The following is a 19,673-nucleotide window of genomic DNA, read 5'->3' as shown; positions in this document are numbered from 1 at the left end:
TAGATAAAAAGGTTTGTCAGTAATCTGAAACCATCCCGAAGGATGGTTTGCTAACTCAAGAAAAATGTTTTATTGAGCGTAAGTAATAACTTTAATGACTTTAGTTACATTACGCACATTACGGGCAACGTCTGCAGCCGCATTTGCTTGGTTATTATCTAATTTCCCCATTAAGAAAACTTCACCATTTTCTGTAATGACTTTAACTTCTGTAGCTTTTACTTCTGAATTTAAGAGTAACTTAGATTTTACTGTTGTTGTAATCCAACTATCTAGTGCAATTTGGCTTGTGCCAATTTTTTCGCCGGTACGAATTTCGTTATAAACTTCTTTTACTCCTTCTACACCCGCGGCGATACTTTTTGCCGTATCTGCAGCGCCACTATTTGGGACTTGTCCAACTAGCAATATTTTCCCATTATAAGCAACCACATTGATACGAGCTTCTTCTTTGAGCTGAGCATCATTTGTTAAGTTATATGCGACTTTTTCTTCCAACACTTCATCATCTACCTGAGTGCCGGCGGTACGAGGATCGGTCGCTACTTTTGTTGCTACGGCAGCGGTTGTGACAACAGCTGTTGCGATACAACCTTGTAAAGATAACAACCCTGCTAAGATTAATGTTATCAATGAAATTTTTTTGAGCATCTTCATAGAAAATCCTTATTTAATTTTAAGAAAAAAGTAGGTGATCCACTAATTCACAAAGTAAATTCACACAGAACAAATGCCCTTCAACAATTCTTGCCTCATTGGTTGAGGGCATGGCAATTTCAATATCTTGATCTTCAAGAAGTCCATTAGTATGGTCATTTAAAATACTTGTAAATGCAATAATATCTAAGCCTTCATTTTTTGCAAAATGGATCGCATTTAAGACCGCTTCTTCATTCCCGATAGGGGAGAAGCTAACGAATAAATCGCCTTCTTTCGCAACGGCTTGTAATTGCTTGCGGTAAAGTTGTGCTAACTCGTTATGATGAGCTGCAACGCTAGCTAAAACACCATCAAACTGAAGCAAAACAGCCGCAAAACTCGGGCGAGCCAGTTCATACTTATGTAATAAATGGCTGACTAACATTTCTGCATTCGCATAAGAGCGACCATGCCCACATACAATAATTTTATTGCCACGCAGGAGACACTCTTGCATACGTTGTGCCGACTCACTCAATTTATGCGGAAGTAATTCTGCTGCCGCAATTTGGACTTGGATGCTTTCGGTAAAGCGATCCTGTATCTTCTCTAACATATTGATTTGCTGATATATTTCTAGCCTAGAAAATTAGGTATCCATAGTGGCGGTTGTTCACCTTCAAAAGCCACTACATCAAAACGGCAATTTGCTGTCTCAAGGCTTTGTTTTCTCTTGGTTACTAGCCACATATTTGCTGCATTAAGCCATTTTTGTTGCTTGCGGTAATCGATGCTTTCGACCGCAGAACCAAAGCGGTTACTTTTGCGCTGGCGAACTTCAACAAACACTAAGGTTTCCCCTTGTTGCATGATTAAGTCTAGTTCGCCACATTTAAAAGATTGGTTAGCTGCAATGAAGCGTAGCCCTTGTGCCTCTAAATACACTCGGGCTTTCTGTTCATAGAGAGAGCCTTGAGTCCGTTTACTAATAAGCTTGTTCAACAGCTCCATTGCGGTATTGCATCCAAGAGAGAGTTCGTTCAATGTTACAATTTTGACCTGCACTTAAATCGCCGGTTAAACCGGATACTTTATAACCGGGGATTTTGCTAAACTCATTAAATTTATTCGCTAATGACCAAGCATCTGCACCCATTGCATATAAACGCATCATGGAGAAATCGCCTTCGGCTAAGTTTTGCGATTTTTTATATTCATCTGAATTTGGGTCAGCTAAAAGTGGGATTTCACTAAATTTTACCCCTTCCATAGCTGTATAAAATTCAATACCGCCGTTTGGTGAATTACTTCTTGAAGATGTGTAAATCGCAAGTTGATCTTTTAACGGCGAATTATCAACGCCTTGTTTAACACCTAAAACTTGCTCAGATGTACCTAAAATGTATAAACCACCTTTTGTGATTCCTGAACTTAAGATAGACGCAATCGCATCTTCAGGAGAAGAGTAATAGCGTACATCCGCATCATTACCGCTTAATTGACGCCAACGTTGCGCAAAGGCATCGGCAGAACGTTGTCCGAAATCGCCTTGAGGAGCAACAACAATTATCACTTTATTGCCATCAGCATAGGCACGATCAGCACCTGCTTTTGCTTCTGATTCCGGCGATAACCCATAGTAACAAACTTGAGGAATCGCTTTTACATTAGCCGTTGAATTTAATGCTAATACATTGATTCCTTTAATTTCCGGGCTATCTAATGCCTCATCTACATTATTTTTCAATAATGGACCAACGATTATACCTGCGCCATTTTGTTTTGCATTGGCTAAGAGTGTATTAATATCGGCAGAATTCGTATCGTAAGTCTTAACCAGCGTTGTGCTAGAACCTCTAGCATCATCAAAACCACGTTTAATAATATCACCTAAGATTTTTGCTTCACCGCTTAACGGTAGTAATAGTGCGATATCATTAAGTTGAGTTTGTTGATAGCTTGCCACATCTTTTAATTCTGTTGGCATAAGGCTAACTGCGCTATGGTTTGGATACTGTGCTTTCCAGTTGTTGATTGCCCCCGGCATTTGTGCAGGATTAGTGACATTTTGATTATAAAGTGTAATCAATGCAATCCAACCGGCAAACTCCATTTCACCAGCAAATGGCTGTGCTTTCTCAATGCCACGGTTTGCGTTACGTAAGGTTTCCCAAATTTTATCGTTATTTTCCTGACGGGCTTTAATATCTGTTAAATAATTATTCATTAACGCACGTGCACGAACGATCTCTTCCGCATTTTTTTGATTTTCGGCAATACGAGCTTGTGTTTCATAATAGCGGAGTTGTTGCGAACGACTAAGTTGTGTTGTGCCTAATGTTTTTAACTGTGCTTGTGCATCCGCATTTTTACCTTGTAAGGCGGCAAGTTGAGCTGAAACTAATTCATATTCCAGTTTTTGCGTTGGATTTTCTTGTATCTCTTTTAATGAAGCATTTAAGTTGCTAAACGTATCTTGCGCCTCTTCTGCTTTATTTTCATCAATGAGCTTACGTACAGCTAAAAGTTGATAGGAAATTTTATCTTCTTTTTCTTTTGCTTGGTCGGCTTTATTGATATAGAACTCCGAGCTTGCATAAGCATCGTCTTTCATCGATTCGGTAACTAAATTGGTTGAACTACATGCAGAGACAAAAAGTGCGAGAAAAGTCGGGACAAAAACCGTTTTCATTTTTTGTTTAAATTGCGCTGCCATTTTATTGCTCCCTAAAAGCATAGAAAAAAGAGTATAATTACATCGAAAATAATGTGAAATCTTACTTATCAAACGAGTGAAAAGCAAATGAAAAACGAACAAAAAGGTATTTTATATATTGTTGCGACCCCCATTGGAAATTTAGGCGATATTACGCAACGTGCTTTAGATACCTTTGCTCATGTCGATCTGATTGCGGCGGAAGACACCCGACATAGCGGACTTTTATTAAGCCATTACGGCATTAAAAAGCCTTTTTTCGCCTTACACGACCACAATGAACAACAAAAAGCGGTCGTTTTAGTTGAAAAATTAACAAAAGGCGAGAATATTGCGCTGATTTCAGATGCCGGCACACCGCTGATTAGCGATCCGGGGTTTCATCTTGTCCGTCATTGCCGTCAAGCTGGGATCCGCATCGTGCCTGTTGCTGGCGCTTGTGCGGCAATCACGGCATTATGTGCATCAGGTATTGCATCAGACCGTTTTTGTTTTGAAGGGTTCCTGCCTGCAAAAACAAAAGCACGTTGCGATAAATTAAGCGAATTAGAAGCTGAACCTCGCACGTTGATTTTCTATGAATCAACTCACCGTATTTTAGATACGTTGGAAGATATGAAAACAACGCTCGGCGAAGATCGCTATATTGTCATGGCAAGAGAATTAACCAAAACATGGGAAACCATTCACGGCGACAGCATAGCGAATTTACTGGATTGGGTAAAACAAGACAGTAATCGTATTAAAGGCGAGATTGTTCTTGTAGTTGAAGGCAAGCCTCAAAGTGAAGATGAGACATTTTCTCCACAAGCGGTAAAATTATTAACACTTTTAACCAAAGAGCTTCCACTTAAAAAAGCAGCGGCTATTGTCGCTGAAACCTTTGGTTACAAAAAGAATGCGTTATATCAGTATGGATTAGAGCATTTGGATAGCTAATTAGAAAGCGGTCATTTATTGAATTCGCAACATTCTCTATAAAAATGACCGCTTTCCTCGATGCTGATTATTTAGTCAATAAATCCAACGCTTCTTGGTATTTGGCAACCGTTTTTTCAATCACATCAGCCGGAACACGTGGCGCCGGAGCCTGTTTGTTCCAACCGCTATTTTCTAACCAATCACGAATAAATTGTTTATCAAATGACGGTGGGTTTGTGCCCTCTTGATAAGTATCGACAGACCAAAAACGGCTAGAATCCGGCGTTAATACTTCGTCCATCAGCGTTAAAGTCCCGTTTTCGTCTAAACCAAATTCGAATTTGGTATCACAAATAATAATGCCTTTGGTTAATGCATAATCCGCAGCTTCTTTATAAAGCGCAATGGCTGCATCTCGAACTTTTGCCGCTAATTCTGCACCGATTTGGCGTTCGCATTCTGCATAGCTAATGTTGATATCATGATCGCCCACTTCTGCTTTACTTGATGGGGTAAAAATCGGTTCAGGTAATTTACTTGCTTCAACTAATCCCTTCGGTAACGCCAATCCACAAATCGTGCCGGTTTTTTGGTAATCCTTTAAACCGCTACCGGTTAAATAGCCACGCACAATAGACTCAATTTTGACCGGTGTTAAACGCTTACAAACGACCGCACGGTATTGGATTGCCTCGGCTTCTTCTTTTGGTAATACATCAAATACGCTATCGCCGGTAAAATGATTTGGCATAATATGAGAAAGTTTATCAAACCAGAAATTCGAAATTTGGGTTAAAATTTCGCCTTTACGAGGAATAGGATCATCTAAAATGACATCGAAAGCGGATAAACGATCGGTCGCAACCATTAACATGCGCTTATCATCTATTTCATAGAGATCACGTACTTTACCGGAATAGATTTTTTTTAAACTGATTTGCATTTTCTCATCCTATATAAGATTTAGTAAAAACTGTGACGAATTATACCGCTTTACGCAAACGATTGCTAATTTTTCAGCAAAAAAGAAAATTTTTAAAAATTTTCTGAAAAAAGGGTTGCTAATTTCAAAAATTAAGCGTATTTTGTAAAGCAATTCAACTTTGGAGATTAGAAAATGACCTTTATTCGCAAATATCATCACCACCATTTACCTGAATAATCTTTCGGGCATTTGGCGTGTTCGGAAGATCAACTTCCGAGAGCGAATAAGTGTAATCTAACCATATTCACAACCCCTCGGAAGGTAACTTTCGAGGGGTTTTTCATTATTCAAAATAAATTCAAAAATAGAAGGAACAAACAATATGTCAAACAGCAGCAGACTCCGCATCGCCCTCCAAAAAAAAGGTCGTCTAAGCAAAGATTGCGCCGAGCTACTTAAACAATGTGGGGTAAAAATCAATTGGAATGAACAACGTTTAATCGCCTATTCTGAAAATTTACCGATTGAAATTTTACGTGTACGTGATGACGATATTCCAGGCTTAATCTTTGATGGTGTGGTCGATCTCGGTATCATCGGCGAAAACGTGTTGGAGGAAGAAGAACTCGGGCGTTTAGCCACAGGCGAAAACGTGGAATACAAAAAACTCCGCCCCCTTGATTTCGGTGGTTGTCGCTTATCTCTTGCTATTGATCGCGACCGCACGTACAACGGCGTGCAAGATTTCAACAATGCCCGTATCGCCACCTCTTACCCGAATTTACTCAAACGCTATATGGCAGAACAAGGCGTTTCATTTAAAAGCACCTTATTAAACGGCTCCGTGGAAGTCGCCCCTTCAGCAGGGCTTGCTGATGCCATTTGCGATTTAGTTTCATCAGGCGCAACCCTTGAGGCAAACGGTTTAAAAGAAGTGGAAGTGATCTACAAATCCAAAGCCTGCTTAATCCAACGCCAAGAACCGCTTTCGGCGGATAAACAAGCTTTAGTGGACAAATTGCTCACTCGCATTCAAGGTGTACAACAAGCCACCGAAAGCAAATACATTATGCTCCACGCACCAAAAGAAAAACTCGCAGAAATCACCGCACTTTTACCCGGCGTAGAAAACCCAACGATTTTACCGCTCGCCCACGACAGCTCAAAAGTCGCAATGCACGTGGTTAGCCAAGAGAACTTGTTCTGGGAAACTATGGAAAAACTGAAAGAAATCGGTGCAAGCTCGATTTTAGTGCTACCGATTGAGAAGATGATGGAATAATAAATGAAATATGATCCGAATATACATCATCGGCGTTCGATAAGATTAAAACATTTCGATTATCGTCAAGATGGTTTTTACTTTATTACGCTTTGTTGTAAAGATAATGCACATTTTTTTGGTGAAATTATTGACGATCATATGCAATTAAATGAAATTGGGGAAATTGCCCAGAAATGTTGGTATGACATCCCTAATCATTTTGAAAATGTTGAGCTACACGAATTTGTCATTATGCCCAACCACATTCATTTCATCATTGAAATTGTAGGGGCGAAATATTTTTCGCCCAATGACCCAAATGAATTTATGGTCAATCGCCCGAAAGGAACCTCGCAAACAATTGGCTCTATTGTTCGAGGATTTAAAGTGGGTGTAACAAAATGGGTAAGGCAACATACTCAAATTCATACATTATGGCAACGAAATTATTATGAACATATTATTCGGACGGAAGAAAGCTACCATAAAATTAGTGATTATATTAAATATAATCCATTAAATTGGCGAACCGATAGATTTTATTCATAAATATCAGAACGTAATTAGGGCGAAAAATATTTCGCCCCTACAACCGACAGGAAGGATAAAAATATGCAAACCCTCATTTGGAACAACTTAACTGAAACCGAAAAACAAGCTGCTCTTTCTCGTCCTGCGCAATTAGTGGGCGAGAGTGTTACGCAAGCGGTTGAAAAAATTAAACAAAATGTCAAAACCAACGGCGATAAAGCCCTGTTTGAATTAGCGGAGCAGTTTGACCGCATTAAGCTCGATAGCCTTGTTATTTCTGCTGAACAGATCGCACAGGCAGCGAGCCGTATTCCTGACGAACTCAAGCAAGCCATTCAAAACGCTAAACGCAACATTGAGCGTTTTCACAACGCTCAACTTCCGCAAGGTGTGGATATTGAAACTCAAGCAGGTGTGCGTTGCCAAGTGCTGACACGCCCTATTCAGCGTGTGGGTTTGTATATCCCGGGCGGTTCAGCGCCACTATTTTCAACGGTGTTAATGCTTGCTATTCCTGCCAAAATTGCCGGCTGTAAGAAAATCGTTCTTTGCTCACCACCGCCGATTGCCGATGAAATTCTTTACACCGCCAACCTATGCGGCGTGGAAACCATTTATGCCGTAGGTGGTGCGCAAGCGGTATTTGCTATGGCAAACGGTACAGAAACAGTGGCAAAAGTGGATAAAATCTTCGGGCCGGGCAACGCTTTTGTCACCGAGGCAAAACGCCAAGTGGTGCAAGAAGGCACGGCAATTGATATGCCGGCAGGGCCTTCGGAAGTATTAGTCATTGCCGATGAAAATGCCGATCCTGATTTTGTTGCCAGCGACTTACTTTCTCAAGCAGAACACGGTGCCGACAGCCAAGTGATTTTGGTTACGCCAAGCGAAACATTAGCAAAACAGACCGCACTTTCTATCGAAAATCAACTGGCACAATTACCACGTGCAGAAACCGCTCGCAAAGCCCTTTCACACAGCCGCACCTTTATTGCTGACAGCATCGAACAAGCGGTGGAAATCAGCAACGAATATGCGCCTGAACACTTGGTGGTGCAAGTGGAAAATGCCCGAGATTTGCTCGACAGTCTAGACAATGCCGGCTCGATTTTTTTAGGCGCATACAGCCCCGAAAGTATGGGCGACTACGCCAGCGGCACCAACCACGTGCTACCAACCTACGGCTACACCCGCACCTATTCCAGTCTAGGTTTAGCGGATTTCAGCAAACGAATGACCGTGCAAGAACTCACGCCACAGGGTTTCAAAGATCTCGCAAAAACCGTGGAATTGATGGCAGCAGCGGAGCAATTGGATGCGCACAAACAGGCGGTGTCAATTCGATTGGCGAAGATTAAAAAATAATCGTAGGGGCGAAATATTTTTCGCCCTGAATTCCCCACGATGTTTTGGGGCAAAAAATATTTTGCCCCTACAAATAAAAATGCAAATACAGGAAAACAATATGACAATCTCACAACTCTCCAGAAAAAACATCCAAGCCCTTACTCCATACCAATCTGCACGCCGTTTGGGGGGCAATGGCGATGTGTGGCTAAATGCCAATGAATATCCGACTTCGCCGACTATTGACGTGCAATTATCGGCGTTTAACCGCTATCCCGAGGCGCAACCTGAAGGCGTGGTTAATGGCTATGCGGCTTATGCAGGTGTGAAACCTGAGCAAGTCATTACCACTCGTGGCGGCGATGAAAGTATTGAATTGATTATCCGCGCTTTTTGTGAACCGACCGATAGCGTGTTGTACTGTCCGCCGACTTATGGAATGTACAGCGTGTCGGCGGAGACCTGTGGCATTGCGCTCAAAACTGTGCCTTTAACCGCTGATTTCCAACTCAATTTGCCTGAAATTGAACGCAATTTGGACGGGGTGAAAGTGGTGTTTGTGTGCAGCCCAAACAACCCAACAGGCACGCTCGTCAAGCGGTCGGATTTGCTCAAACTTTTGCAAATCACCGCAGGCAAAGCCATTGTGGTGGTGGACGAAGCCTATATCGAATTCTGCCCGCAAGCGACAATGGTCAATGAACTGCCAAATTATCCGCACTTAGCCATTATCCGCACGCTCTCCAAAGCCTTCGCCCTTGCCGGCTTGCGTTGCGGTTTTACCCTTGCTAATGAAGAATTGATCAGCGTGCTACAAAAAGTCATCGCCCCTTACCCACAACCTACCCCTGTAACCGACATCGCTACCCAAGCCTTAACTGATCAAGGCTTGAGCGAAATGCAACAACGTGTTGCCGATGTGCTAGAAAACCGCAACTGGTTAATCGACCAACTCAAACAAATCCCAAGCGTGGTTGAGATTTTCGACACTGAGGCTAACTATGTACTGGTAAAATTCCAAGACGGACAAAAGGTGTTCAACGCCTTGTGGGAAAAAGGGATTATCTTACGTGACCAACACAAAGCATTGGGGTTACAGAATTGTATTCGGATTTCTATTGGCACGAGAGAAGAGCTGGAAAGAACGGTGGAGGCGATTGGGGGAGTATGATTTGCCTAGGGCGAGCCGCCCTAGGCTCCGTAAACTCAGCCACGTTGTGGCTGTATGAGAAAATATATGATCTATACTAAACTTTTTTATCATATCGTTTTTCGTACTTTGCAAAGTATCCCTGCAATTAATGAGGCAAACGAAAGAGAGTTATACCAATATATTTGGGCTTTTTGCCAACAGCAAAAATGTATTTTGCATCGCGTAAATGGTATGCCTGATCATCTGCATCTGCTGGTAGAAATTCATCCGAGTATCGCAGTCGCTGATTTTGTGAGACAGTTAAAAAATGCCAGTCATAAGTGGCTTGAAATGCATAATGCACTTTTTCCTGATTTTTATGCGTGGTCAAAAGGTTATTGTGCGTTAAGTTACAGTGAACACGAAATTGAGACTGTCATCAATTACATTAAGCGACAGAAAGAACATCATAAATCGCAAACTTTTATTGATGAAATGAAAAATTTGCTCGGTGATGTAAATGAATATTTAGAGCAAGAACTATAACCTAGGGCGAGCCGCCCTAGGCTACATAAACCCAGCCACGCTGTGGCTGATAGTCAGAAAATTAGAGCCACAGCGTGGCTCGGATTATGTAACCCCACACGGCTCGTGTGGGGGATAACGGAGAAACAATATGCAACCAACCCTTTTCATCGACCGTGACGGCACGTTAATTGACGAACCAAAAACCGATTTTCAAATCGACAGTTTAGAAAAACTCAAATTTGAGCCGAATGTGATCCCAGCCTTGCTCAAGCTCAAGCACAAATACCGCTTTGTAATGGTAAGCAATCAAGACGGCTTAGGCACGAGTTCATTTCCACAAGAGACCTTCGACAAACCGCACAATGCGATGATGGAACTATTCCGCTCACAAGGCATTGAGTTTGATGACGTGTTAATTTGCCCACATAAACCGGAAGACAACTGCGATTGCCGCAAACCGAAAACCAAGCTGTTACAAAAATATATTGAGCGTGAACTGTTCGACCCTGCCACCAGTTTTGTTATTGGTGACCGTGCTACAGACGTTCAGTTGGCGGAAAATCTTGGTATTCGTGCCTTGCAATATCACCCTGAAAAATTAAATTGGGATTTGATTGCGGAAAAATTATTGGGCGAAGCCGTGACTAATATCGGCGACCGCCAACCACGCTATGGGGAAGTGGTGCGCAAAACCAAAGAGACGGACATCAAAGTGCAAGTATGGCTGGACGAAACCGGTGTGAACGACATCAAAACCGGCGTGGGCTTTTTCGACCATATGCTCGACCAAATCGCCACTCACGGCGGTTTCCGTATGAACATCTCGTGCAAAGGCGACCTATGGATTGACGAACACCACACCGTTGAAGACACCGCCCTTGCCCTCGGTACTGCCTTAAAACAAGCCATCGGCGACAAACGTGGCATCGCCCGTTTCGGTTTTGTGTTGCCAATGGATGAATGTCAAGCTCAATGTGCAATGGATTTATCCGGCAGACCGTTTATTAAATTCAAAGCAGATTTCAAGCGTGAAAAAGTCGGCGACTTCAGCACTGAATTGACAGAGCATTTCTTCCAATCTATCGCCTTCACGATGCTTGCCACCTTGCATATCAAAGCCAAAGGCGACAATGATCATCACAAAATCGAAAGCCTGTTTAAAGTGTTCGGCAGAACCTTACGCCAAGCTATTCGTATCGAAGGGAATGAGTTGCCGAGTTCGAAAGGGGTTTTATAATCTCTCATCTTCCCCTCACCCGCTTGCGGGAGTGGGGGAAAAGAGTTGCAGGAATTTGCAAAATTTTTTGGAAAAGTTACCGCTGGTAAAGGAATGATAGTTCAAGCATCCATGCTTGGGCTAAAAGTTTGATTTTGTAACAAGCGTGGATGCTTACGCTATCATGGGGAAGGAATATGCTAACTAGGGAAAAATTAAAGACTATAATTAATAAGTTAACAGAATATGAGCGAACAGCAGAAAATATAAGTATTTCAGATGCAGAAAAATTAAAATTCTGTAAATCTATATTAGAACGTTTCGAACAAGATTACGAAGAATGGACTGAGTATTGTCCATTTAGTATTAAATACACATCTCAATATATTTCAGAAAGATATATTAGAATTACTGGAATTTCAGATGAGTTATATTTATCTTGTGCTAGATTTTTAAGAGAGTATGTTTTTTCTTTAGAAAGAAAAGGTTATAAAGATTCTTGGGTTAATAGTGATTGGGTCTTATTTAAAAAAGAATCAATAAAATTTGTAGATTCTGATCATCAGACGTGGTTAAGCTATTTAATTAATGGTCAATTTGATATTGATTTACTAAATGATTATTTAGGAGAGAAATCATTTCAAGCTTTTCTAAATTATGAAAGCAATCTAAAAGATGTTGAAGAAAGCTCGGAAACATTAAAATCTAATTTTGCTGCAAAAATAAGTAGATTGGAAAATTTTATCAAAGAAAAAGAAAATAACGTTAATAAATTAGCAGAGCTACTAAAAGAACAAAAAACAGCATTCAATTTTGTCGGTTTATCCCAAGGTTTTGAAAATTTATTATCCCAGAAAAGATGTGCTAAATGGACTTCTTTTATAATTATGTTTGTATTTTGCTTTCTTTTAATTGTACTGCCAATGTTTTTTCTTGGGGGGAGATTTCTAAATTGGTTTCATGAATATAATATCCAGTGGAAAGATATTGGCTGGGAGCAAATGTTGCCTGTTCTAGGTTTAGAGATTATTTTGATTTATTTTTTCCGAGTTGTATTAAATCACTATAACTCAATTCAAACTCAAATAATGCAACTTGAATTAAGGCAATCTCTTTGTCAGTTTATTCAGAGTTATGCAGATTATGCAAAAGAGATAAAAGAAAAAGATGGAGTTTCACTAGAAAAATTTGAGAGTTTAATTTTTAGTAGTATTTTGTCTTCTGCAGATAAAGTTCCTAGTACATTTGATGGCTTAGAACAACTAGCTAATTTGATAAGAGAATTTAAGAAGTAGGAACTAAAATGCTCAATAAATTAGATCAATGGCTTATTTATCATCAAACGAATAATCAATTAAAAGGCATACAACGTTTTTGTGTTGAATTTCTATTTTTTGGATTAAAAGAAGCCAGAGCGTGTTTATTTGCGGGGTTATTTTTTATTGCAATGTTTATGATTCCTAAAGCAGGAATCTGGAATATACCTCGTTACGATTTATTGTTAATTTTTGCATTAATCGTACAAGGTATTATGTTCTGGACAAAATTAGAAACTCTCGATGAAATAAAATCCATTACCTTATTCCATTTTATTGGTTTTATTTTGGAATATTTTAAAACATCAAGCAGTATACAATCTTGGGCGTATCCTGATTTTGCTTATACTAAAATTGGTGGTGTACCATTATTTACCGGTTTTATGTATGCAGCGGTGGGAAGTTATATTATTCAGGCGTGGCGATTATTTGATTTAAAAGTAAAAAGTCATCCACCTTATTGGTTATCAACCTTAGTTGCTATACTGATCTATTTGAATTTTTTTACTCATCATTATATTGGTGACTATCGCTGGTATTTAGCTGCATTTGCAATGGGACTATATGCACGCACTTATGTTTATTTCACCCCTTACGATCGCAAGCGAAGAATGCCGCTTTTATTAGCATTTGCATTAATTGGCTTTTTTATTTGGTTAGCTGAAAATATCGGAACGTTTGTCGGCATCTGGCAATATCCAAACCAAATGGGAGCATGGACAACAGTGCATTTAGGAAAATGGGGAGCTTGGTCACTTTTAATTGTGATGACATTTACTATTGTGGCAAATTTAAAACATATTAAAAAAACTATTCGTATTTCAAGAGATTGATTTTGCAAAAATTTGTAGAAATCAGACCGCTTGTAACAAGTAGAAATGATAAGGAAAAAACATGCTCACAGCCAATACTTTAACCACCGACATCAAACAAATCATCCTTCAATCCCGCGAAACTGCTATTCGTGCAGTGGATTTCCAACGGGTGCTGATGTATTGGCATATCGGCAAGCGGATTTTTGAAGAAGAACAGCAAGGGCAAGAACGGGCGGATTATGGCGCTTACTTGATTAAAGAGCTAGCTCAGCAACTTGTGCCTGAATTTGGCAGTGCTTTTGGGCGCCGCCAATTGGAGCTATTTCGCCAATTTTATCGTACCTTTCCAATTGCGAACGCAGTGCGATCGCAATTGAACTGGACGCAATATCGTATGTTATTACGCCTTGATGATGCGGACAAACGTGAGTTTTATATTGCAGAAAGCGTGAAAAATAACTGGAGTTCGCGTCAGTTGGAACGGCAGATTTACAGCAATTTGTACGAGCGTTTATTGTTAAGCAACGATAAAGCCAGTGTACTTGCGGTGGCGAGAAATGAGACGGTACCGACCGATCCGAGACAAATTATTAAAGATCCAATGGTGTTGGAGTTTTTGGGCTTGCGCCGTGAAAGTGCTTATTACGAAAAGGATTTGGAGCAAGCGATTATTACCCATTTGCAAGATTTTCTGTTGGAATTGGGCAACGGCTTTTCCTTTGTGGCTCGTCAAAAACGCCTGCATTTGGATGGTGATGAGTTTTTTGCCGATTTGGTGTTTTACAACCGCTTGTTGCAATGCTTTGTGGTAATTGAAATTAAAACCCACAAACTCACGCATCAAGATTTGGGGCAATTGCAAATGTATGTGAACTATTTTGACCGTGTGGAAAAACTGCCCCACGAAAACCCGACTATCGGTATTTTGCTCTGCGCCGATAAAAATGATGCGGTCGTCAAATTCAGCCTGCCTGAAAACCAAAAACAAATTTTCGCTAGCCAATATCAGCTTTATCTGCCAACGGAAAAAATGTTATTGGACGAAATGCAGAAAGAAATTGAGAGCTTTGAGCAGAAAGTGGAAGAGCAAAGGGCGAGTTATTTTGCGCAAAGACGGGATTAAAGTGCGGTTGGGATTTATTAAGTTTTTTAGGGGGGAATATTATGTCTCATAGAGTTTTCAAAATTTATAAAACTGAAAATAGTCATTCTATTGATGGTTTGAATAATTTAGAAATTAGTGGGAGAATAAGATTCTTAAAAGGTGTTTTATTAAAAAATAGCCTGTTTAAAATAGATGATAATGGCGATTGGTGGCTTAAGTTTTTTGTTGGTAAAATCTATGAGCAATCATTTTTAATAAGTGAAAATTTGGAACGTAGAGAAACTTGTTTATCTACACTAAGTGTAATAATTGATAAGTGCAATAGTTTTAATTCAGACCATTCAGAGTGCCTGTCCTTGTCTATAAGAGATAATAAATCAATAAAGCTTGAAAAATTTTTAGAGTATTCATCTCACTATAGCTATATTGATGCAAAAGGAATCGCATTTTTTTCTAAATTAGAAGGGCAACAAGAACATTTTAAACGACATATAATTTTACAATCTTTAGCTTATGCTTATTTAGGTGCGATCGAGTTTATAACAAATAGATTGGCAGAAAAAGTAAGTTGTGATGATTGTAATATCTCTGATTTAAATGATTTATATATTGAGGCGGCAAAGTTTAATTCTATATTTTTCTTTTATCAGCCTGTTCTAAGCCAAAACACTAGTTTAACAGAAGCTTGGCGTTGTATTGATAAAGCTCTAGATGTTAATGTTTCTTTTAAGGAACTTCTAGAACAGTTATCCATTGTTCATTATATATTAAATTTAGATTCAGAAAATAAAAAAAGAGACTTAGAAAAACAAGCTAAAGCCCGACAAGAAAAATGGAATTTGGCTTTTGTAATTATAGGAATTATTCTCGCTATTATAGAATTATTAAAATAGGATAAAAATGACCAACCTAGTAATCATCGACACAGGCTGTGCAAACCTGTCTTCTGTAAAATTTGCATTCGACCGCCTGAATATTCAAGCGGAAATTAGCCGTGATTTGGCAAAAATCAAATCGGCAGATAAATTGCTGTTACCAGGCGTGGGTACGGCGATTGCGGCGATGAAAAATCTGAAGGATCGTCAGCTGATTGAAACCATTCAAAACGCTACTCAACCGATGCTTGGCATCTGTTTGGGGATGCAGCTGATGACGGAATTTTCCACCGAGGGTAATGTGGAAACCTTGCGCCTGATGAACGGTAAAACGGAGTTAATTCCGAATACAGGCTTGCCGCTGCCGCATATGGGGTGGAACCGTGTGCGTTATGCGGCGGATCATCCGTTGTTTGCCGGTATTGAGCAAGACAGCCATTTCTATTTTGTGCATAGTTATGCGGTGCTACCGAATGAAAACACCATTGCGACCAGCAACTATGGCGTGGATTTCTCGGCGGCGATTGCGAGCAAAAATTTTTATGGCGTGCAATTTCACCCTGAACGTTCGGGCAAAAACGGAGCGCAGTTGTTGAAAAATTTTGTGGAGAATATCTAATGGCGGAAGTGTTAGCCTTAAAAGTCGGTTTGGTAGAAAACGTCACTTTTACGGATGGTACGACTTTAGAAAGCGCCATTCGCAAGCAACCAGTAGACAAAATCACCGTTCACGAATTAGGGGCAGAAGGCAATGATGTAGGTTTGAAAGCCCACCACGGCGGTGTAGATAAAGCGTTGTTTTTTATGGCGGAAAAAACCTTTGAAAAATTGACCGCACTTATCGGTAAAGATTTCGATTGGAAAAACACGGCGATTTACGGCGAGAATTTTATCGTTTCCGAATTGGATGAAACCAACGTTTGTGTGGGCGACCGTTATCAAATCGGCGATGTGATTTTAGAAGTGTCGCAACCACGCAAACCTTGCGAGCGGTTGTCGCTTAATTCTGAGTGTGCGGAGACGCAAAAAATCGTGCGAGAGCAAGGTTTAACAGGTTGGTATGTGCGTGTGGTTCAAACCGGCGTTTGCAAAAAAGGCGACAAAATCCACCGCTTGCAACGCCCGTATCCAGATTTAAACATTATGCACCTAAACCAACTTGCCGCACAAAAACCAACAGAGGCAATGCGTGCAGAGTTAGAAAAAGCTTTGGCTTGCGAAGTGTTGGCAGAGGCGTTTAAGCGGACGTTGAGAAATCAGTTGGGGCGAATTTTGTGATGTCGCTCGAAAAATTTGATATACAGCATTGCAACCAGTGTTGATGTGTATAAAATCACAGTTCATTGCAAGAGGATATTGTATGAACGAAATTAAATTTTTTGAGAATAGCCAAATTCGTTCCATTTGGGATAAAGAGAAAGAAGAATGGTTTTTTAGTGTCGTGGATATTGTGCAAGCCTTAACAGGCAGTAGTAATCCTCGTCGCTACTGGAGTGATTTAAAACGTAAAATTCGTGATGATGAAGGTGGTATTGAACTGTACGAAAAAATCGTACAGTTGAAATTAAAAGCCCCTGACGGAAAAATGCGAGAAACGGATGCTACGGATATGCAAGGCATTTTTCGCATTATCCAATCTGTGCCTAGCCCTAAAGCGGAGCCATTGAAAATGTGGTTGGCGGAAATCGGGAAAGAACGAATTGATGAGATTATCGATCCAGAATTAACCATTGATCGTGCATTAGAAACCTATGTGAAAAAAGGTTATTCGAGGGAATGGATCAACCAACGTTTACAAGCGATTCAAGTGCGGAAAGAATTAACCGATGCTTGGCAAGATCACGGCGTGGCACAAGGACGGGAATTTGCGATTTTAACCAATGAAATTACGCAAGCTTGGAGTGGTATGACGACAAGAGAGTACAAAGATTTCAAAGGGTTACACAAAGAAAATCTGCGAGATAATATGTCCACCACGGAATTAGTACTGAATATGCTAGCGGAGGCGGCTACTAAAGATATTACCCAAATTAGTCACCCACAAGGTTTAGAAGAAAATCGTGCAGTAGCAAAACGCGGTGGTAGTGTGGCAAAAGTAGCGAGGGAAAGCTTGGAAAAGGAAACGGGTAAGCCGGTTATTACACAGCAAAAAGCCATTGATTTTGCCAACCTAATTAGTAATGTAGCGAAGTTAAATAAGAAATAATTTTTTTACAAAAAAATTTAACAGGAACAAACACAATGAAAAAATCTATTATTATCCCTGCCCTTGATTTGATTGATGGACAGGTGGTGCGGTTGCACCAAGGCGATTATGCCAAACAGACGACTTATAGCGACAACCCGATTGAGCAATTTGCCGGCTACCTTGCACAAGGGGCGGAGCAATTGCATTTGGTGGATTTGACGGGGGCGAAAGATCCTGCCAAAAGACAGACCGCACTTATCGGTGAGATTATTGCGGCGACCAAATGTAAAATCCAAGTGGGCGGCGGTATTCGCTCGGAGCAAGATGTGGCGGATTTATTGGCGGTAGGAGCGAACCGTGTGGTGATTGGCTCGACAGCGGTCAAAGAGCGTGAGATGGTGAAAGGCTGGTTTAACAAATACGGTGCGGAAAAATTTGTGTTAGCGTTGGACGTAAACATTGATGCAAGTGGTCAAAAAATCATTGCGATTAGCGGTTGGCAGGAAAACAGCGGTGTTTCGCTGGAAGAACTGATTGAAGATTTCCAATCGGTTGGCTTGCAGCACGTTTTATGTACGGATATTTCTCGTGACGGCACGTTGGCGGGGTCAAATGTGGATTTATACAAAGAAATTTGTGCGAAATACCCTGATGTGAATTTCCAATCGTCCGGCGGTATCGGCTCATTGGACGATATTAAAGCATTAAAAGGCACAGGCGTGGCTGGCGTGATCGTGGGGCGCGCGTTGTTGGAAGGTAAATTTAATGTAGCGGAGGCAATTTCATGTTGGCAAAACGGATAATCCCTTGTTTAGATGTGCGTGACGGACAAGTAGTCAAAGGCGTACAGTTCCGCAATCACGAAATTATCGGCGATATCGTACCGCTTGCCAAACGCTATGCGGAAGAAGGGGCGGACGAACTGGTGTTCTACGATATTACTGCTTCATCAGACGGCAGAACCGTTGATAAAAGCTGGGTGCAGCGCGTGGCGGAAGTAATCGATATTCCGTTTTGCGTAGCAGGCGGCATTAAAACCATTGACGACGCCGAGCAAATTTTTGCCTTCGGCGCCGATAAAATTTCCATAAATTCGCCCGCACTGGCGGATCCTGATCTAATTTCCCGCCTTGCGGATCGCTTTGGTGTGCAAGCGATTGTGGTGGGGATTGATAGCTGGTTCGAAAAAGAAACGGGCAAGTATTGGGTCAATCAATACACCGGCGATGAAAAACGCACCCGCCAAACTAACTGGCAGTTGCTCGATTGGGTGGCAGAAGTGCAAAAACGTGGCGCAGGAGAAATCGTGCTGAATATGATGAACCAAGACGGCGTTCGCAACGGTTATGATTTAGTCCAACTGAAAAAAGTGCGTGAAGTCTGCCACGTGCCGCTAATCGCCTCAGGCGGTGCCGGCGAAATGGTGCATTTTAGAGATGCATTTGTGGAAGCGAATGTGGACGGTGCGCTGGCGGCAAGTGTGTTTCATAAGCAGATTATTAATATTGGGGAGTTGAAAGAGTATCTTGGGAAAGAGGGTGTTGAAATACGTAAATAATATCTAGCAGGTATTTTATCCTTAACATACATAAACAGTAGAGGTTTTAGTAACTTTTAATTATAATAAAATCAATTCATAATTAAAGGTATTATAGAGTGTTTCTAGTGTAGAAATCGGAGATTTAAATGCGTTTATCTAGAAAATTTATTCAATTTTTTGGTGATTCTTCATCAAATGATGAAGGAAATGATGTATTTCTTTTTTTGGAATGTCTTATTTTATCGGCTATTGTTGGATGGAATTCTAGTTCCTTTTGGATAGGTATAAGTACTTTTTCAGTTATTCTAATTCTAGTAGCATTATGCCTGGCTTCTTTCGAAAAAGAACCTTGTATACTAATTATTATATCACTTTTTTTTAGTGCAGGGTGGGGATATGGTGCATATATTGTAGTTTCTTATATTTGGGACTCTGCAGGCCTACTTCTAGGTATTCTAATATTTTTCTCAATTTTTTTTATACATATGTCATCATTAAAGGTTGCACTAATTATATCGGAAGTAAAAGGTGAGAAAGACGAAATATTACAAAAAGAATATCAAAGAGCTAGGTTAGAAAAAGAAATAATTAAGAGCAGAAGAGAAGAATAAAATT

Annotated in this window: 22 protein-coding genes and 1 other annotated feature; of the genes, 17 read left to right on the top strand and 5 right to left on the bottom strand. The window is 40.5% G+C overall.

What is annotated here, in order from left to right:
- Positions 1-69: 69 nt before the first annotated feature.
- The 4 genes from dolP to AM305_RS08875 are packed head-to-tail and all read right to left on the bottom strand — an operon-like array spanning position 70 to position 3,355.
- Complete coding sequence (dolP, locus tag AM305_RS08890) at positions 70-657, bottom strand: division/outer membrane stress-associated lipid-binding lipoprotein (RefSeq protein ID WP_005825138.1); 588 nt, start codon at positions 655-657, stop codon at positions 70-72.
- 19 nt (positions 658-676) lie between these two features.
- On the bottom strand, positions 677-1,255 hold the full coding sequence (locus AM305_RS08885; protein ID WP_005818449.1) for a D-sedoheptulose-7-phosphate isomerase: 579 nt from the start codon (positions 1,253-1,255) through the stop codon (positions 677-679).
- Positions 1,256-1,275: 20 nt separating this feature from the next.
- Positions 1,276-1,650 carry a YraN family protein gene (locus tag AM305_RS08880; protein ID WP_005825136.1) on the bottom strand — a complete coding sequence of 125 codons (375 nt, stop codon included), beginning with the start codon at positions 1,648-1,650 and terminating at the stop codon, positions 1,276-1,278.
- Positions 1,625-3,355, bottom strand: a complete 1,731-nt coding sequence (locus AM305_RS08875) for a penicillin-binding protein activator (RefSeq protein WP_005825135.1) — start codon at positions 3,353-3,355, stop codon at positions 1,625-1,627. Before AM305_RS08875 ends, AM305_RS08880 begins: the two co-directional genes overlap by 26 nt.
- Before the next feature lie 87 nt (positions 3,356-3,442).
- Here AM305_RS08875 and rsmI point away from each other — a divergent pair, with 87 nt between their 5' ends.
- The gene (rsmI, locus tag AM305_RS08870) at positions 3,443-4,294 is read left to right on the top strand and encodes a 16S rRNA (cytidine(1402)-2'-O)-methyltransferase (protein WP_005825133.1); all 852 of its coding nucleotides are present in this window, start codon (positions 3,443-3,445) and stop codon (positions 4,292-4,294) included.
- Positions 4,295-4,361: 67 nt separating this feature from the next.
- Here rsmI and AM305_RS08865 read toward each other — a convergent pair whose 3' ends face one another.
- Positions 4,362-5,219 (bottom strand): phosphoribosylaminoimidazolesuccinocarboxamide synthase, encoded by an 858-nt coding sequence (locus AM305_RS08865; protein WP_005825131.1) that lies wholly within the window; start codon positions 5,217-5,219, stop codon positions 4,362-4,364.
- Between the two features lie 194 nt (positions 5,220-5,413).
- Positions 5,414-5,545 (top strand) — a sequence feature (His leader region).
- 38 nt (positions 5,546-5,583) lie between these two features.
- On the opposite strand from AM305_RS08865, the gene hisG reads away from it, so the two are divergent.
- From hisG to AM305_RS08785, 16 genes are all read left to right on the top strand, one after another.
- Positions 5,584-6,483 carry an ATP phosphoribosyltransferase gene (hisG, locus tag AM305_RS08860; protein WP_005825129.1) on the top strand — a complete coding sequence of 300 codons (900 nt, stop codon included), beginning with the start codon at positions 5,584-5,586 and terminating at the stop codon, positions 6,481-6,483.
- Positions 6,484-6,486: 3 nt separating this feature from the next.
- Positions 6,487-7,014 carry a transposase gene (locus tag AM305_RS08855; protein WP_005825127.1) on the top strand — a complete coding sequence of 176 codons (528 nt, stop codon included), beginning with the start codon at positions 6,487-6,489 and terminating at the stop codon, positions 7,012-7,014.
- Between the two features lie 63 nt (positions 7,015-7,077).
- Positions 7,078-8,361: a histidinol dehydrogenase gene (hisD, locus tag AM305_RS08850; protein ID WP_005825126.1), complete on the top strand. Its 1,284-nt coding sequence runs from the start codon at positions 7,078-7,080 to the stop codon at positions 8,359-8,361.
- A 100-nt stretch (positions 8,362-8,461) separates the two neighbouring features.
- Positions 8,462-9,514 (top strand): histidinol-phosphate transaminase, encoded by a 1,053-nt coding sequence (hisC, locus tag AM305_RS08845; RefSeq protein WP_005825125.1) that lies wholly within the window; start codon positions 8,462-8,464, stop codon positions 9,512-9,514.
- Between the two features lie 66 nt (positions 9,515-9,580).
- A complete protein-coding gene (tnpA, locus tag AM305_RS08840; protein ID WP_005825123.1) occupies positions 9,581-10,021 on the top strand; it encodes an IS200/IS605 family transposase in 441 nt (146 codons plus the stop codon).
- A 130-nt stretch (positions 10,022-10,151) separates the two neighbouring features.
- The gene (gene hisB / locus AM305_RS08835; protein ID WP_005825121.1) at positions 10,152-11,240 is read left to right on the top strand and encodes a bifunctional histidinol-phosphatase/imidazoleglycerol-phosphate dehydratase HisB; all 1,089 of its coding nucleotides are present in this window, start codon (positions 10,152-10,154) and stop codon (positions 11,238-11,240) included.
- 176 nt (positions 11,241-11,416) lie between these two features.
- Entirely contained in the window at positions 11,417-12,514 is a 1,098-nt protein-coding gene (locus AM305_RS08830) for a 6TM ABC transporter family protein (RefSeq protein ID WP_005825119.1), read from the top strand.
- Positions 12,515-12,522: 8 nt separating this feature from the next.
- The gene (locus tag AM305_RS08825; RefSeq protein ID WP_005825118.1) at positions 12,523-13,368 is read left to right on the top strand and encodes a DUF817 domain-containing protein; all 846 of its coding nucleotides are present in this window, start codon (positions 12,523-12,525) and stop codon (positions 13,366-13,368) included.
- Between the two features lie 61 nt (positions 13,369-13,429).
- Entirely contained in the window at positions 13,430-14,473 is a 1,044-nt protein-coding gene (locus AM305_RS08820; RefSeq protein ID WP_005825116.1) for a PDDEXK nuclease domain-containing protein, read from the top strand.
- A gap of 41 nt (positions 14,474-14,514) precedes the next feature.
- Entirely contained in the window at positions 14,515-15,348 is an 834-nt protein-coding gene (locus AM305_RS08815; RefSeq protein WP_005825114.1) for a hypothetical protein, read from the top strand.
- A gap of 7 nt (positions 15,349-15,355) precedes the next feature.
- Positions 15,356-15,949, top strand: a complete 594-nt coding sequence (gene hisH, locus AM305_RS08810; RefSeq protein WP_005825112.1) for an imidazole glycerol phosphate synthase subunit HisH — start codon at positions 15,356-15,358, stop codon at positions 15,947-15,949.
- Entirely contained in the window at positions 15,949-16,608 is a 660-nt protein-coding gene (locus AM305_RS08805; RefSeq protein WP_005825110.1) for an MOSC domain-containing protein, read from the top strand. Before hisH ends, AM305_RS08805 begins: the two co-directional genes overlap by 1 nt.
- An 82-nt stretch (positions 16,609-16,690) precedes the next feature.
- Positions 16,691-17,536: a BRO-N domain-containing protein gene (locus AM305_RS08800; RefSeq protein ID WP_005825108.1), complete on the top strand. Its 846-nt coding sequence runs from the start codon at positions 16,691-16,693 to the stop codon at positions 17,534-17,536.
- Positions 17,537-17,571: 35 nt separating this feature from the next.
- Positions 17,572-18,321 (top strand): 1-(5-phosphoribosyl)-5-[(5-phosphoribosylamino)methylideneamino]imidazole-4-carboxamide isomerase, encoded by a 750-nt coding sequence (gene hisA / locus AM305_RS08795; protein WP_005825106.1) that lies wholly within the window; start codon positions 17,572-17,574, stop codon positions 18,319-18,321.
- A complete protein-coding gene (gene hisF, locus AM305_RS08790; RefSeq protein ID WP_005825104.1) occupies positions 18,303-19,076 on the top strand; it encodes an imidazole glycerol phosphate synthase subunit HisF in 774 nt (257 codons plus the stop codon). Before hisA ends, hisF begins: the two co-directional genes overlap by 19 nt.
- Before the next feature lie 128 nt (positions 19,077-19,204).
- Positions 19,205-19,669 carry a hypothetical protein gene (locus tag AM305_RS08785; protein ID WP_005825103.1) on the top strand — a complete coding sequence of 155 codons (465 nt, stop codon included), beginning with the start codon at positions 19,205-19,207 and terminating at the stop codon, positions 19,667-19,669.
- Positions 19,670-19,673 lie beyond the last annotated feature (4 nt).

This window comes from Actinobacillus minor NM305 (assembly GCF_000175195.1).
Lineage (GTDB): Bacteria > Pseudomonadota > Gammaproteobacteria > Enterobacterales > Pasteurellaceae > Haemophilus_A > Haemophilus_A minor.
The sequence above is the reverse complement of the archived record's forward strand: the minus strand, read 5'-3'. Positions and strand labels throughout refer to the sequence as shown.